This window comes from Spiroplasma endosymbiont of Zeiraphera isertana, from assembly GCF_964030805.1.
In the GTDB taxonomy this organism is placed as follows: Bacteria; Bacillota_I; Bacilli_A; order Mycoplasmatales; family VBWQ01; genus Spiroplasma_E.
The window spans coordinates 1065282-1080878 of record NZ_OZ034965.1 but is presented as its reverse complement, the minus strand read 5'-3'; the positions used below and the strand labels follow the sequence as shown (position 1 = coordinate 1080878).

19 protein-coding genes and 2 pseudogenes are annotated in these 15597 nt (G+C 23.4%); 11 read left to right on the top strand and 10 right to left on the bottom strand.

Translation table 4 applies throughout. The features are described 5' to 3' along the window. Positions 1-3 precede the first annotated feature (3 nt). A complete protein-coding gene (locus AAHM78_RS07550) occupies positions 4-1269 on the bottom strand; it encodes an HAD-IC family P-type ATPase (RefSeq protein WP_342254853.1) in 1266 nt (421 codons plus the stop codon). Positions 1270-1653: 384 nt separating this feature from the next. On the opposite strand from AAHM78_RS07550, the gene AAHM78_RS07545 reads away from it, so the two are divergent. Next, the gene (locus tag AAHM78_RS07545; RefSeq protein WP_342254852.1) at positions 1654-1851 is read left to right on the top strand and encodes a hypothetical protein; all 198 of its coding nucleotides are present in this window, start codon (positions 1654-1656) and stop codon (positions 1849-1851) included. Positions 1852-1864: 13 nt separating this feature from the next. On the opposite strand, the gene AAHM78_RS07540 is transcribed toward AAHM78_RS07545, so the two are convergent. Together AAHM78_RS07540 and AAHM78_RS07535 are read right to left on the bottom strand one after the other, a co-directional pair. Beyond that, positions 1865-2230, bottom strand: a complete 366-nt coding sequence (locus tag AAHM78_RS07540) for a transposase family protein (RefSeq protein WP_342254958.1) — start codon at positions 2228-2230, stop codon at positions 1865-1867. Between the two features lie 59 nt (positions 2231-2289). Then, complete coding sequence (locus AAHM78_RS07535; RefSeq protein WP_342252835.1) at positions 2290-2682, bottom strand: transposase family protein; 393 nt, start codon at positions 2680-2682, stop codon at positions 2290-2292. A 149-nt stretch (positions 2683-2831) separates the two neighbouring features. Here AAHM78_RS07535 and AAHM78_RS07530 point away from each other — a divergent pair, with 149 nt between their 5' ends. The 7 genes from AAHM78_RS07530 to AAHM78_RS07500 all read left to right on the top strand — a co-directional run bounded on the left by AAHM78_RS07530 (position 2832) and on the right by AAHM78_RS07500 (position 9173). Continuing rightward, a complete protein-coding gene (locus AAHM78_RS07530) occupies positions 2832-3776 on the top strand; it encodes an IS30 family transposase (RefSeq protein WP_342254851.1) in 945 nt (314 codons plus the stop codon). A gap of 116 nt (positions 3777-3892) precedes the next feature. After that, positions 3893-4507 carry a ribosome biogenesis GTP-binding protein YihA/YsxC gene (gene yihA, locus AAHM78_RS07525; RefSeq protein WP_286640905.1) on the top strand — a complete coding sequence of 205 codons (615 nt, stop codon included), beginning with the start codon at positions 3893-3895 and terminating at the stop codon, positions 4505-4507. Positions 4508-4686: 179 nt separating this feature from the next. Next, positions 4687-4923 carry a hypothetical protein gene (locus AAHM78_RS07520; protein ID WP_342254850.1) on the top strand — a complete coding sequence of 79 codons (237 nt, stop codon included), beginning with the start codon at positions 4687-4689 and terminating at the stop codon, positions 4921-4923. Beyond that, positions 4898-5197 (top strand): hypothetical protein, encoded by a 300-nt coding sequence (locus tag AAHM78_RS07515; protein WP_342254849.1) that lies wholly within the window; start codon positions 4898-4900, stop codon positions 5195-5197. The genes AAHM78_RS07520 and AAHM78_RS07515 overlap by 26 nt, the downstream gene beginning before the upstream one ends. A 204-nt stretch (positions 5198-5401) precedes the next feature. Continuing rightward, positions 5402-7699 carry a cation-translocating P-type ATPase gene (locus AAHM78_RS07510; RefSeq protein WP_342254848.1) on the top strand — a complete coding sequence of 766 codons (2298 nt, stop codon included), beginning with the start codon at positions 5402-5404 and terminating at the stop codon, positions 7697-7699. Positions 7700-7866: 167 nt separating this feature from the next. Then, a complete protein-coding gene (locus AAHM78_RS07505; protein ID WP_342252847.1) occupies positions 7867-8826 on the top strand; it encodes an IS1595 family transposase in 960 nt (319 codons plus the stop codon). A 137-nt stretch (positions 8827-8963) separates the two neighbouring features. Then, positions 8964-9173, top strand: coding sequence for a hypothetical protein (locus tag AAHM78_RS07500; RefSeq protein WP_342254847.1), 210 nt, complete (start codon positions 8964-8966; stop codon positions 9171-9173). A 59-nt stretch (positions 9174-9232) separates the two neighbouring features. On the opposite strand, the gene AAHM78_RS07495 is transcribed toward AAHM78_RS07500, so the two are convergent. The 3 genes and pseudogenes from AAHM78_RS07495 to AAHM78_RS07485 form a co-directional block, all read right to left on the bottom strand. After that, the gene (locus AAHM78_RS07495; RefSeq protein ID WP_342254958.1) at positions 9233-9598 is read right to left on the bottom strand and encodes a transposase family protein; all 366 of its coding nucleotides are present in this window, start codon (positions 9596-9598) and stop codon (positions 9233-9235) included. Positions 9599-9657: 59 nt separating this feature from the next. After that, positions 9658-10050, bottom strand: a complete 393-nt coding sequence (locus tag AAHM78_RS07490; RefSeq protein WP_342252835.1) for a transposase family protein — start codon at positions 10048-10050, stop codon at positions 9658-9660. A gap of 216 nt (positions 10051-10266) precedes the next feature. Then, a pseudogene (locus tag AAHM78_RS07485) lies at positions 10267-10992 on the bottom strand (IS30 family transposase); the annotation flags it as partial. A gap of 149 nt (positions 10993-11141) precedes the next feature. Here AAHM78_RS07485 and AAHM78_RS07480 point away from each other — a divergent pair. Further along, positions 11142-11432, top strand: a complete 291-nt coding sequence (locus AAHM78_RS07480; protein ID WP_342254845.1) for a transposase family protein — start codon at positions 11142-11144, stop codon at positions 11430-11432. Here the strand turns inward: AAHM78_RS07480 and AAHM78_RS07475 are convergent. Beyond that, positions 11424-11846: pseudogene (locus AAHM78_RS07475) on the bottom strand (transposase family protein). The gene AAHM78_RS07480 and the pseudogene AAHM78_RS07475 overlap by 9 nt on opposite strands. Positions 11847-11848: 2 nt before the next feature. Beyond that, complete coding sequence (locus AAHM78_RS07470) at positions 11849-12241, bottom strand: transposase family protein (protein WP_342252923.1); 393 nt, start codon at positions 12239-12241, stop codon at positions 11849-11851. A 56-nt stretch (positions 12242-12297) separates the two neighbouring features. Between AAHM78_RS07470 and AAHM78_RS07465 the strand changes: the two genes are divergently transcribed. Beyond that, positions 12298-12858 (top strand): hypothetical protein, encoded by a 561-nt coding sequence (locus AAHM78_RS07465; RefSeq protein WP_342254844.1) that lies wholly within the window; start codon positions 12298-12300, stop codon positions 12856-12858. A gap of 149 nt (positions 12859-13007) precedes the next feature. On the opposite strand, the gene AAHM78_RS07460 is transcribed toward AAHM78_RS07465, so the two are convergent. Then, on the bottom strand, positions 13008-13649 hold the full coding sequence (locus AAHM78_RS07460; protein ID WP_342253548.1) for a transposase: 642 nt from the start codon (positions 13647-13649) through the stop codon (positions 13008-13010). Positions 13650-14453: 804 nt separating this feature from the next. Further along, the gene (locus tag AAHM78_RS07455; protein WP_342253369.1) at positions 14454-14615 is read right to left on the bottom strand and encodes a hypothetical protein; all 162 of its coding nucleotides are present in this window, start codon (positions 14613-14615) and stop codon (positions 14454-14456) included. A 102-nt stretch (positions 14616-14717) separates the two neighbouring features. Here AAHM78_RS07455 and AAHM78_RS07450 point away from each other — a divergent pair, with 102 nt between their 5' ends. Continuing rightward, entirely contained in the window at positions 14718-15539 is an 822-nt protein-coding gene (locus AAHM78_RS07450) for an IS1595 family transposase (protein WP_342252843.1), read from the top strand. Positions 15540-15597: the final 58 nt, after the last annotated feature.

Below are 15597 nucleotides of genomic sequence, written 5' to 3'. Positions count from 1 at the left end.
TTACTAATAACAATCCATTGGATTTTTTATTCCTGTTTGAAAATAACTATTTAAATAAATAAACTTAATTAAATCATTATTTGTTTTATTGTCCAATGTTATATGGTTGACTACTTCAATATTATCATTAGTTAAAGTTCCTGTTTTATCAGTACATAAAATGTCAATTGCACCTAAATTTTGAATAGCAGCTAGTTGTTTAACAACTACTTTTTGTTTACTCATTTTACTAGCACCTCGTGCTAGATTAGAGGTAACAATCATTGGTAGCATTTCAGGAGTCCAACCAACAGCAACCGAAATTGAAAAAATAAATGCTGCAGGTCAATTGTTTTTTAAAAGGCCATTGATAATTAACACAATGGGTACCATTACTAGCATAAAGCAAATTAACATTAAAGTAACGCGTTTAATTCCTTTGAAAAAACTGCTTAATGGACGTTTTTTATTTATTGTATCAGCAATAGTAGCAAAGTAAGTGTTAGTAGCTGTTGCTATAACAATAGCAATTGCACTTCCAGAAACAACACTTGTTCCCATAAAACAAATATTTTGTAAATCAAATAAGTTTTGATATGCAGGATCGTTAATAGCGTGTTTTTCAGTAGGTAGTGATTCTCCTGTTAATGATGATTGATTAATAAATAAATCGTTGCTTAATAAAATTTTTAAATCAGCAGGAATTAAATCACCAGCTGATAAATAAATTAAATCACCAGGTAACAATTCATTAACATTTATTTCTTGTGCTTGTTTAATTATTTTAATTGAGTTTTCTTTAGTAATTTGATTAATGTTTATATTAAGAATAACAGTAGTTGTATTTTTGACCAAAATTGTTAAATGTTTAGTAATAAAAAAAGCTCGTATTGATTGAATGTAAATTAGGGTTCCGCTTAATAAAATCATAGTTCCAACAATAATAGCGGCAACCAATGAATAAATTGAAGTATCATTTGTTGTAAAATATGAGAATAAATTATAGATAGTAATAATTGCTAAAATTATATTGAATGGTCCAAAATATGCTTTTAAAAATTCTAAAATTCAATGAAATTTTGTATTTTTTAAAGTATTAATACCATATTTTTTTCTTCTTATTTCAATTTGGTCTGTTTTAAGACCAAAATTATGTAAATCTAAATTTTTTAGTAATTGTTTTTGGTTAAATTGTGCAATTTTTTTAATATAATCACCATTTGTGTAAACTAATGGTTTTTTAAAACTAAATTGTAATTTAAAATAAATTTTGTTTAAAAAAATCTTCATAATTTCTTTACCTCCTTATTTTTCTTATTTCAAGACTTTTAAATAAGGATTTCGAAATTTATTAACACGATAAAAAAAATATTTTTTTTAGTAAAAATACTAGGAGAATATTTGACTGAATCTTTATTTAAAAGTACACTTTTAAAATTACTAATTTTTAAATTAGTATTATTTTTATTATTATAAATGGAATCGCTGTCAGTCATGATATCACTCTTCTTTATCCTTTGACATTTTAACATGTTTCTCTTTAAAAAGATAACTTTTTTTAATTTATATAATTTTAGGAAAAAGATGATTACTATAAAATATTCAAATTTATTTTATGTTATTATTAATTAATGTTACGTGTTACTTTAATAATTAAAATAATAGGAGGTAAACATGAATACATTTGTAATAGTTGGTATTATTATAATAGCTATTGCTATTATTAGTTTTATGTTATTATTTAAAATTATAAAATGACTTGCTATTTGTATTATTGTTGGTGGTATCATTTTGGCTGCATTATTTTTTGGTTTTGGTATATGACCATTAGATAATATTCATTTTACTAATTTTATTAATATCTTTAATTAGACTTGGTGCAAAACTAAGGTAATTCAAAATTATATATTCCTGCTATTAAATTAAATCTTAATGCAAATCTTCGTATTTTATTGCGATATTTTAAACTTAAAATTTTAAAACGTTTTAGTTTAGCAAATACGTGTTCAATTTTAATTCTAATTTTACTTAAAGTTTTATTGTATTCTTTTTGAATTGGTGTTAATTGATTGTATTTACTTTTTTTAAATGGCAAAAATGTATTTTTATGAATATTTTGTATACCTTGATAACCTGAATCAACAAAAACTTGTTTTTCTGGATGAATAAAAGTTTTAGATTTTAGAAGCAATTTAAAATCATGAATGCTTCCAAAACAAAAAGCAGTTGAAATAATTTTTCCATTGGAAATATCAATAATTATTTGGGATTTGAGAGAATGATGTTTCTTTTTACCTGAAAAAAGTAATTTTAGTTTTTTTTAATTCTTTCAATTGGAGTTTCAGTCGCATCAATAGCTAACAAATTATTATTAGTACCTTTATTTTTTGTTAAATCTTTTTTTCCGGGTAAATTAAAAATTCCGCTTTTTATTAAAATATTTTCAATTCAAAAAATATTACGAATGCAACTAGTATGACTAATATTATATCTTTTTGCAATAACTCTATAACTACTATAGTCTTTTCAATATTCTAAAGTCATTAATAAACGCTCTTCAATTACAATTTTATTTTTTCTACCACCATAATATTTTTGTTTAGACTCAGCAATTTTTAAAATTTCAAGCATTTTATAAAATGTTTGTGGCTTTATGCCGACTAAACTATAAAATTCTTGATCATCTTTATATTTTTTCAACATAATAACTATCACCTTTAATATTAATAATAATCGTTAAATTGTTAAAATTAAATGTTTTGCACCAAGTCTATTGTAAAATTAAAAAGGACACTTATATAAAAATTAAATTGTGTTAGTTCTATAATTAAGAAAAGAAAGGAATTAGCGCAATGTATAAGTATCTGAGTATTGAATCAATAATAGCAATAAAAGAATATAAAAATTATGGATTTTCGATTCGTAAAATAGCAAAAATTGTTGATTATAGTAAATCAACTGTACATAGAGTTTGTAGATTATTAAATAAAAACTTATTGCCATGAGAAATATTGAATCAATTTCAAAAAAATAAACAAAATGCAGGCAGAAAATTAATGATTTTAACTTTAACAGAAATTAATAGTATTAATCATTTGTTAATTACTAAAAAGTATGATCTTGATATAATTGCTAACTTTTTAAAGGAAAATAAAATAAAAAGTATTTCAACAAAAACTTTATATAACATGTTTAAAACAAATCGAATGGGTTTTGATGAAAATAACTTATTGAGAAAAGGCAAAAATAAATCTCACAAACAAAAAGAAACTAGGGGCAAAATTAATAATTGTAAGTCTATTCATGAAAGAAATTTAATCATTCCTAATATTAAAAATATACAAGAATTTGGTCATTTAGAAGGTGATACTATCATTGGTAAAGATCATAAAAGTTCTATTATTACTTTGGCTGATATATGATCAAAAACCACAATTCCTTTAGTAACTAAAAATCATAAATCAGAAAATATTACGAAAAGTATAATAAAATTTATTTCAAAGTTACAAAAAGGAACAGTTAAAACCATTACTTTTGATCGTGGTAAAGAATTTAGTAAATGAAGATTAATCGAAAAAATTTGTAATGTCAAAATTTATTTTGCAGATCCTGGTAAACCTTGCCAAAGGGGTTTAAATGAAAATAATAATGGTATTTTAAGAAGATATTTACCAAAATCTACAGATCTATCTTCATATAAACAAAAAGATTGAAATTTTATAGCATTTCAAATTAATTCTACACCCAGAAAATCGCTCTCTTATAAAAGACCAATAGATTTAATACAATTATTTTAAAAAACTGTCCCATTTATATTTACAACTCAGGTATTAATAAAAACTAAAATAATAAATAATAATTAGTTTAAATTTTAACTATTGACTATAATATATTTTTGAATAAGAGGTAAAAAATGGAACGAATTAAGCAAGCACAATTTTTAACTAGTGCTATTAAAGAAGAACAATGGCCGCAGGATGAAATTCCTGAATTTTGTTTTGTTGGTCGCAGTAATGTTGGTAAATCAACATTTTTAAATACAATTTGTAATAATGGTAAGTTAGCTAGAGTTTCACAAACACCTGGTAAAACACAAATGCTAAATTTTTTTACAATTAATAATAATATTTGTCGCTTTGTTGATGTTCCTGGCTATGGTTTTGCTAAAGTATCAAATGAAAAAAAAATCCAATTTGCGACAATGATGGATGAATATTTTCAGTCACGAAAAAATTTAAAAGCAGTTTTTTTATTATTAGATTTAAGACATGCACCAAGTAAAGATGATATTGATATGTTGGAATATTTACAACATTATCATTTAAAAATTCATTTAATTGCTACTAAAGTTGATAAAGTGAAAAATAGTCAATTAGTAAAAAATAAAAAATTAATATTATCAACTTTAAAACTTAGCACTAATACTCCTATTATTTTATTTTCTAGTATTAGTAAACAAGGAATTGATTTAGTAATTAGTAAATTAGCAGATGATGTTAATACTAATGAAGTTGAAGTAGAAACTTAATAGTATAATATTTGTTGCTATAAAAAAAGATAAAAGTTGTTTAATATGTATATATTTATTAAAAATATCAATATTCAGTATATAATAGAATATAATAATAATTAAACTTAATATAAGTTTTTAACTCATTATTTTGATAAAAATAAATGAGTTTTTATTTGAAAGGAAGATTAAAAGAAATGCCTATAAAAAATGAAATTTTACAAAATCTTGAAGAAAAATCAGAAGAAAATGTAGAACAAAAACCTACAAAATGAAAAGAATTTAAAACAAAACATCGAACAACCGCAAAAATTATAAAAGTGACTAAAGGTGTTGCTACTGGTGCTGCTGTTGGTGCTTTGTATATTAATCCTATTGCTCAAATGAGCGGTTTAGTTGCTGCTACTGTTGCGGGGTGGTGTCAGTGCTGTTAGTAACCGTTCTGAAGAACAATTAGAAACTGATATGATAACTGCTGCTAGTGCTGGTGCTGTTGGTGGGATTGTCAATGCTGTAATAACACCTGTTTTTATTCTTGTTGGTGGTGCTATTATTTTTGGCATAGATGCAGCAAAAAAAGATGATGAAAAACAAAGAAGAAAAATTGAAGTTGACAATGATAAGTTTGCAGATAAAAAAACCGCTATAAATAATATAGATTCACAAATTGAAGTAAAAATAGAATCAAAGAAAATGGCCAGTTTATAATGAAATTTTAGATTTAAGGTAGTCTATGTTATAATATAAATATATTACTTTTTAAGGTAATAAATCCCCAATAACATAATTGGGGATTTAGTGTTTTTAATATTTTTTAACATTAAAATGTTTATAATTTATTTTTGTATATATTGTGTGTTAAAAAATAATAAAAAAGATTAAAACATTAAAATTGGAGGAGATGAAGTTAATATGAATAATACAAGTGATATAAATGATAATTTTGTTATTAGTAGAACAGTACTGTCAGATGTTTCATGTACCTCTTGTGCTAGTGTCATCGAAAGACATTTTACTAAAGAAGATGGTATTACTGTTAGTATCAATTTTGCTACTAAAAAAGCACAATTTAGTTATGATCCTAAGTTTTGAAATGAAAAAAAAATTAAAAAAGCAATGCATCATTTAGGATATGAAATTTGTAAGTTTGAAACTGAGATTAAAGATATAAAAACGAGTCACCAAGTTGATATGAAAGATATTACAGATGATCATAGTAGTCATAGTCATAGTAGTGAACAACATCAATCTCATATGTCAGAACAACATCATAATCATCAACATAATGTTAAATTACGTGATTTAATTGAACTTATTATTTGTTGAATATTGTTACTACCATTATTATTAATTATGATACCTAATACTTCATTTTTTGATAGTTTACGTAATCCTTATGTTCAACTTGCACTATCAATTCCAATTCAATTTTATTTTGGTCGTAAATTTTATATTGGTATTTATCGAGAATTAATTAAACAAAAATGACCTGGTATGCATACTTTAGTAGCGCTAGGAACAACAACGGCATTTATTTTTTCTATTTATTTAATGATAATTAATAAAACCGAACACTTATATTTTGAAGTTAGTGCTTCAATTATTATGATTGTTTTACTTGGTGATTTAATTAGTGCTGTTGCACAGAAAAGGGCTACTAGTGGCTTAGAAAGTTTAATGTCATTAAAACCAAAATCAATCTTAAAATATGATTATAATACCAAAACAGAAACTTTTATTAATATTGAAGATGTACAATTAAATGATATTTTAATTATTCGAAAAGGTGAAAATATTCCTACTGATGGTCAATTAATTAGTGAAGAAGCATTTATTAATGAATCAATGTTAACTGGTGAATCGCAAGTTATTACGAAACAAGTTAACCAAAATTTAATTGGTGGAACTAATAATGTTGGTGATAGTTTTAGGATGAAAGCAACTAAAATTGGTAAAGACACAGTATTAGCAAGTATTATTAAGGCAGTTGAAGATGCACAATCTCAGAAACCAAAATTACAAAAATTGGCTGATAAAATTTCTGGGTGATTTACACCAACTGTTATTTTAATTGCCATTTTAGTTTTTCTTATTCGTTATTTTGCAGTAGGTAATGGTGTGCAAGAATCATTAGAAATTGCAATTGCAACTTTAATAATTGCTTGTCCTTGTGCATTAGGGATTGCAACACCATTAGCAGTTGCTGTTGGAATTAATAAAGCAGCAAAAATAGGAATCATTTATAATAAGGCTAGTGCTTTTGAAAAAATTACTAAGATTGATACCATTTGTTTTGATAAAACAGGAACATTAACTACTGGTAATTTGGTTATTACTAAAATTTATGGTCAAGAAAAACATGTTAATAAGGCAATTGCTATGGAAAAACATTCAACACATCCTTTGGCTTTAGCTTTTTATTTATATGCTAATACTAATAATGTTGGACAATCATTGACAATTACCGAAGTTAAAGAACAAATTGGTTTTGGTATTAAAGCAAAATATCAAACTGAAGAATTACAAATTTCATCACTTGAAAATTTACAAAAAGCAAAAATGCCATTTAGTCCATTTCTAAAAACATTTGATTTTGAAACAGTTACTCCTAGCCAGAAAGTATTGGCATTGTCAATTAATAAAGTTGTTACTAATATTTTTATTTTAGAAGATGAATTACAAACAAATGCATTATTAACAATTGAAAAAGTTAAAAAACAGGGAATTGAGGTTATTTTAATTAGTGGTGATAATGAATCACAAACACTTGCTATTGCTAATCGCGTTGGGATAGAAACATACTTTGCTAATGTTACACCACAAGGTAAATCACAAATTGTTGCTGATTTACAAGCAAAAGGGAAAAAAGTAGCGTTTGTTGGTGATGGTATTAATGATGTTATTGCCTTAGAACAATCTGATTTAGCAATTGCAATGGGATCTGGTAGTGATATTGCTAAAAAAATTGGTGATATTACTATTCTTGATAATGATATTAGTATTGTTTATAAGGCTATTGTTTTAACTAAAAAAACTAAAAATAATATTTGAATGAATTTTATTTGAGCATTTAGTTATAATATTATCATTATTCCATTAGCTGCTGCCGGATTTATTATTCCACCGTTGGCTGCAATTGCGATGGCTCTTTCTGATATAACTGTTGTTGGAAATTCATTAATTTTTAAATGAACAAAATATAAATATTAGATAATATATAAATTAATAATAAATAAAAAAGTACTTTATTTTTTTGAAAGGGGAAATTTAAATGGCTAGACAAAATGAAGAAAAAAGTTTTAATTTTCACAAAAAATCTTGATATTACTTTTAATTTAAAATTAAAAGTAATATTTTTATATCAGGGGTGATTTTTTGTGACTAATAATGAATTAATTGATGTTTTAAAAAACAAAAAAGATGAAGAATTTATAAAAATTATTAGACATTTTAAAAATAGAATTAAACAAATTGAGAAAAAAGAAAAATTAGATGCAATTGATAAAAAATTTAAAGAAAAAGGAATTCAATGTCCAAATTGTAAATCTTATTGATGTGTAAAAAATGGTTTTAAGAATAATAAGCAAAAATATTTATGCAAAGATTGTAAAAGTAGCTTTGATGCTTTAAGAAATCATTTTTTACATTGAAGTCATTTATCTCATGAACAATGAGATTGAATAATTTGATTGTCATTGTTAGGTCAATCCGCTTATACTATTTCTCAATTTGCTAAAATTTCAAAAACATCAGCATGATTTAATCGTCAAAAATTTATGAAATCATCACAATTAGCAAAAACACAAAAACCATTCACAAAATTAAAAGGTAGAATTGAAATTGATGAAACTTTTATCAAAGAAATTCATAAAGGAAATTTCAAAAATCCAGATGATCCAAGAAAAAAATGAATTGAAGAAAATGCTAAAGATTTAAACTGTTGTATTGAAATGGCAATTGATGAAAATAAAAATATTTATGCTCAAACAACAAATACTAAAAGATTAACAAAAAAATGAGTACAAGAAAATTTAACATCTAAGCTTATCGAAGAAAAATCAATTATAGTTTGTGATATGCAAATACTATATGATACAGTAGCTAAACAAACAAAATGTACTCTCAAGAAATTTAAATCAAAAGAAAATAAAGAATTAAATTATAAAAATTTAAGTAATATCAGTAAAATACAATCAAGTTTAAAAGAATTTATTACTCATTATCATGGCATTGGATTTACCAATATTCAAAATTACCTCAATTTATGAAAATTTAAATACCAACATTATAAAATATCACCTTATGCAAAATCTGAAGCATTATATTTCAGTTTGTAAAAAAAATAAATCCCAAAATTAAATAAAATCAAATTTTAGGCCAGGTTGATGATTTTTTTTTATTTCATCAAGAGTTTTTTTGAAAATTAAAAGAAAAAAGAGCAGAGCTTGATCAAAAGATATCTATTTTACAGGAAATGATACGTATTATAGAAGCAAAAAATAATGTTGAACCAAACCCTGATGAAAAGTTGATTAGAATTAATCAACTGATAATTGATGATTATAAGAACAAACTTTCTCTATTAGTAAAAGAAAGAGAAAATAATGATTGAGAAACAATTAATTTAGAAGATATTGATAAACCTTCAACAAGTCAAAATAAATGAAATTTATCAAAAATATAAAAAAAGTTACCTTAATTGGTAACTTTTTTTATATTTCTTTAATTAGACTTGGTGCAAAACTAAGGTAATTCAAAATTATATATTCCTGCTATTAAATTAAATCTTAATGCAAATCTTCGTATTTTATTGCGATATTTTAAACTTAAAATTTTAAAACGTTTTAGTTTAGCAAATACGTGTTCAATTTTAATTCTAATTTTACTTAAAGTTTTATTGTATTCTTTTTGAATTGGTGTTAATTGATTGTATTTACTTTTTTTAAATGGCAAAAATGTATTTTTGTGAATATTTTGTATACCTTGATAACCTGAATCAACAAAAACTTGTTTTTCTGGATGAATAAAAGTTTTAGATTTTAGAAGCAATTTAAAATCATGAATGCTTCCAAAACAAAAAGCAGTTGAAATAATTTTTCCATTGGAAATATCAATAATTATTTGGTATTTGAGAGAATGATGTTTCTTTTTACCTGAAAAAAGTAATTTTAGTTTTTTTTAATTCTTTCAATTGGAGTTTCAGTGGCATCAATAGCTAACAAATTATTATTAGTACCTTTATTTTTTGTTAAATCCTTTTTTCCAGGTAAATTAAAAATTCCGCTTTTTATTAAAATATTTTCAATTCAAAAAATATTACGAATGCAACTAGTATGACTAATATTATATCTTTTTGCAATAACTCTATAACTACTATAGTCTTTTCAATATTCTAAAGTCATTAATAAACGCTCTTCAATTACAATTTTATTTTTTCTACCACCATAATATTTTTGTTTAGACTCAGCAATTTTTAAAATTTCAAGCATTTTATAAAATGTTTGTGGCTTTATGCCGACTAAACTATAAAATTCTTGATCATCTTTATATTTTTTCAACATAATAACTATCACCTTTAATATTAATAATAATCGTTAAATTGTTAAAATTAAAGGTTTTTCACCAAGTCTATTATAAAATATCACCTTATGCAAAATCTGAAGCATTATATTTCAGTTTGTAAAAAAAATAAATCCCAAAATTAAATAAAATCAAATTTTAGGCCAGGTTGATGATTTTTTTTATTTCATCAAGAGTTTTTTTGAAAATTAAAAAATTTTTTCGATTAATCTTCATTTACTAAATTCTTTAACACGATCAAAAGTAATGGTTTTAACTGTTCCTTTTTGTAACTTTGAAATAAATTTTATTATACTTTTCGTAATATTTTCTGATTTATGATTTTTAGTTACTAAAGGAATTGTGGTTTTTGATCATATATCAGCCAAAGTAATAATAGAACTTTTATGATCTTTGCCAATGATAGTATCACCTTCTAAATGACCAAATTCTTGTATATTTTTAATATTAGGAATGATTAAATTTCTTTCATGAATAGACTTACAATTATTAATTTTGCCCCTAGTTTCTTTTTGTTTGTGAGATTTATTTTTGCCTTTTCTCAATAAGTTATTTTCATCAAAACCCATTCGATTTGTTTTAAACATGTTATATAAAGTTTTTGTTGAAATACTTTTTATTTTATTTTCCTTTAAAAAGTTAGCAATTATATCAAGAGCATACTTTTTAGTAATTAACAAATGATTAATACTATTAATTTCTGTTAAAGTTAAAATTATTAATTTTCTGCCTGCATTTTGTTTATTTTTTTGAAATTGATTCAATATTTCTAATGGCAATAAGTTTTTATTTAATAATCTACAAACTCTATGTACGGTTGATTTACTATAATCAACAATTTTTGCTATTTTACGAATCGAAAATCCATAATTTTTATATTCTTTTATTGCTATTATTGATTCAATACTCAGATACTTATACATTGCGCTAATTCCTTTCTTTTCTTAATTATAGAACTAACACAATTTAATTTTTATATAAGTGTCCTGTTTAATTTTACAATAGACTTGGTGCAAAACCTTTAATTTTAACAATTTAACGATTATTATTAATATTAAAGGTGATAGTTATTATGTTAAAAAAATATAAAGATGATCAAGAATTTTATAGTTTAGTCGGCATAAAGCCACAAACATTTTATAAAATGTTTGAAATTTTAAAAATTGCTGAGTCTAAACAAAAATATTATGGTGGTAGAAAAAATAAAATTGTAATTGAAGAGCGTTTATTAATGACTTTAGAATATTGAAAAGACTATAGTAGTTATAGAGTTATTGCAAAAAGATATAATATTAGTCATACTAGTTGCATTCGTAATATTTTTTGAATTGAAAATATTAGACTTGGTGCAAAACTAAGGTAATTCAAAATTATATATTCCTGCTATTAAATTAAATCTTAATGCAAATCTTCGTATTTTATTGCGATATTTTAAACTTAAAATTTTAAAACGTTTTAGTTTAGCAAATACGTGTTCAATTTTAATTCTAATTTTACTTAAAGTTTTATTGTATTATTTTTGAATTGGTGTTAATTGATTGTATTTACTTTTTTTAAATGGCAAAAATGTATTTTTATGAATATTTTGTATACCTTGATAACCTGAATCAACAAAAACTTGTTTTTCTGGATGAATAAAAGTTTTAGATTTTAGAAGCAATTTAAAATCATGAATTCTTCCAAAACAAAAAGCAGTTGAAATAATTTTTCCATTGGAAATATCAATAATTATTTGGGATTTGAGAGAATGATGTTTCTTTTTACCTGAAAAAAGTAATTTTAGTTTTTTTTAATTCTTTCAATTGGAGTTTCAGTAGCATCAATAGCTAACAAATTATTATTAGTACCTTTATTTTTTGTTAAATCTTTTTTTCCAGGTAAATTAAAAATTCCGCTTTTTATTAAAATATTTTCAATTCAAAAAATATTACGAATGCAACTAGTATGACTAATATTATATCTTTTTGCAATAACTCTATAACTACTATAGTCTTTTCAATATTCTAAAGTCATTAATAAACGCTCTTCAATTACAATTTTATTTTTTCTACCACCATAATATTTTTGTTTAGACTCAGCAATTTTTAAAATTTCAAACATTTTATAAAATGTTTGTGGCTTTATGCCGACTAAACTATAAAATTCTTGATCATCTTTATATTTTTTCAACATAATAACTATCACCTTTAATATTAATAATAATCGTTAAATTGTTAAAATTAAAGGTTTTGCACCAAGTCTATTATGATTATGATATTGAAACAGAAAAAGAAATTCATAATAATTCAATTCCCACTATAACATCAACTTTATATACTGATTTTTCCATAGAAGAAAATTTTTTAAATCCAAAAAAAGATGTTGGTTTTAAAGCAATTCAATTAAAAGATTTAATTTTTAGAGATATACCACCACGTAATGGAAATCATATTTATCACTGAAATCATAATAAACAAGGAACTACTGTACAACTTGAAAGAGAAAGTGGGATATCATATATGTACGGAAGAACTGATACCGATTATCATTTAAATGGTTATAACTTTACTATAAATGATAATGGTAATGTTGGTGGTTGAAACATAAAATATGAAAATAATCAATTATTAGGTTTTTGTATAGTTAATAACTATCTTAAATGAAATTTTTATTTACAAACAACAATAGGTAAAATTGAAGATATGTGATATATTACAGGTAAAATTGGTGAAGATGATAAAGCATACGCTAGAATATATATTAATAATATTAAAGCAAATATATATAAAATAATACTAAATTCAAGATAATTATGATAATATAATATTATTAAATAATCAAGGAGTAAATTATGGATACAAAAAAATGTTTTAATTTTCAAAAAAACTCTTGATGAAATAAAAAAAATCATCAACCTGGCCTAAAATTTGATTTTATTTAATTTTTGGATTTATTTTTTTTACAAACTGAAATATAATGCTTCAGATTTTGCATAAGGTGATATTTTATAATGTTGGTATTTAAATTTTCATAAATTGAGGTAATTTTGAATATTGGTAAATCCAATGCCATGATAATGAGTAATAAATTCTTTTAAACTTGATTGTATTTTACTGATATTACTTAAATTTTTATAATTTAATTCTTTATTTTCTTTTGATTTAAATTTCTTGAGAGTACATTTTGTTTGTTTAGCTACTGTATCATATAGTATTTGCATATCACAAACTATAATTGATTTTTCTTCGATAAGCTTAGATGTTAAATTTTCTTGTACTCATTTTTTTGTTAATCTTTTAGTATTTGTTGTTTGAGCATAAATATTTTTATTTTCATCAATTGCCATTTCAATACAACAGTTTAAATCTTTAGCATTTTCTTCAATTCATTTTTTTCTTGGATCATCTGGATTTTTGAAATTTCCTTTATGAATTTCTTTGATAAAAGTTTCATCAATTTCAATTCTACCTTTTAATTTTGTGAATGGTTTTTGTGTTTTTGCTAATTGTGATGATTTCATAAATTTTTGACGATTAAATCATGCTGATGTTTTTGAAATTTTAGCAAATTGAGAAATAGTATAAGCAGATTGACCTAACAATGACAATCAAATTATTCAATCTCATTGTTCATGAGATAAATGACTTCAATGTAAAAAATGATTTCTTAAAGCATCAAAGCTACTTTTACAATCTTTGCATAAATATTTTTGCTTATTATTCTTAAAACCATTTTTTACACATCAATAAGATTTACAATTTGGACATTGAATTCCTTTTTCTTTAAATGTTTTATCAATTGCATCTAATTTTTATTTTTTCTCAATTTGTTTAATTCTATTTTTAAAATGTCTAATAATTTTTATAAATTCTTCATCTTTTTTGTTTTTTAAAACATCAATTAATTCATTATTAGTCACAAAAAATCACCCCCGATATAAAAATATTACTTTTAATTTAAAATTAAAAGTAATATCAAGATTTTTTGTGAAAATTAAAAAAAATGTTATAACTCATGAAATAGAAAAGGAAAAATTTGTTGATAAAATCTATAATAATAAGTTTTTTTTAATAATTATTATAATGACAGCAACAATAATTTTGATGATAATAGTTGCTTCTCTATTTTTTGCTTTCTTTTGAAAATAATATTTTTCCATAATCTTAAAATAATGTATAATATGAAAATACTTACACATTAGGTAAGTATAATTCATTTTGTATATGATTAGGTTGGCACCTAATTAAAAAGTTACCAATTAAGGTAACTTTTTTTATATTTATCTAAATAAAAAAAAGAAGACATGAAATTCATCATATATCACCAGTGTACAGATTAATTATAATCCTATAGCTATCTTCTTTATGTTAATTATATCATATTTTATATATTAAATATAGATATTTTAATGTTCTTTTTTATGTTTATTAGTTATTTCATTTAAAGTTTTACTTAAATTTATATAATTATTAATAATTTTATTTAAAACTTCTTGTTCATTTTTATTTAATTTTTGACTTATTTGAATAGTAAAATTTTTAATTTGTTGTTCAATTTCTTTAGTCATTATTTACTCCTTAATTTTTTTATATTTATTTAATACATTATTACTTATATCTTTTATAAATTTATTACGGACTTCTCCCCACATGTACTTGTGGAGGAAACAATGAAATTGAATGAGTTCAACAATATATTTCAAACAGAAAAAGATTGTTTGAAATATATAGCAAGTTTGAAGGAAAACAAATGTATGAGGTGTTCTTGAACAAATTTGAATACTTCTGATTTAAGAAGAATAAGATGTTTGAAATGTCATCAAACATTTAGTATTCTTCATGACACCATTTTTTACAAGTCACAAACACCTTTGACATCTTGGTTTTATCTCATCTTTAGATGAATAAACACCAAACATGGAATTCCATCAACTGATGTTGCAAAAGAATTGGGAGTAACTTTGAAAACTGCTTGAAGAATGGGTCATAAAATCCGAAGTGCAATTGCAAAACAAGAACCTCAATTCATTGTTGAGGGCATAGTGCAAATGGATGAAATGTATCTTTCACATATGGGTTTTAAAAAACAAGGAAGATCCTTAAAAAATAAAACTTTGATTGTTGGGATTTATGAAAAAACAACCAATAATTTAATTGTGAAAGTGTTGAAAAATGCAAATCAAAAAAATCTTTTGCAATTTGCAAGAAACCACATTTCTTCAAAGTGTGATGTACATACTGATTCTTGAAAAGGATATCGCCATTTTAAATCAGTTTTCACTAAGCATGAAACAGTTAACCATCAAGATGGCTATGTTTCAAAAACTGGTGTAAACATAAACCAGATTGAATCGGCATGAAAGCACATCAGACGAACATTTAAAACACATATCAAAGTTGAAAAACATCATGTTCATTTATATGCAAAAGAATCAGCATATAAATTCAATAACATACCTAGTTTTGAAACTGTAATGTTATGTTTGATTTAAAAATGTGGGGAGAAGTCCGTAGATAGGCTTTTCTCAGCATTTATGTGATAAAATTAAA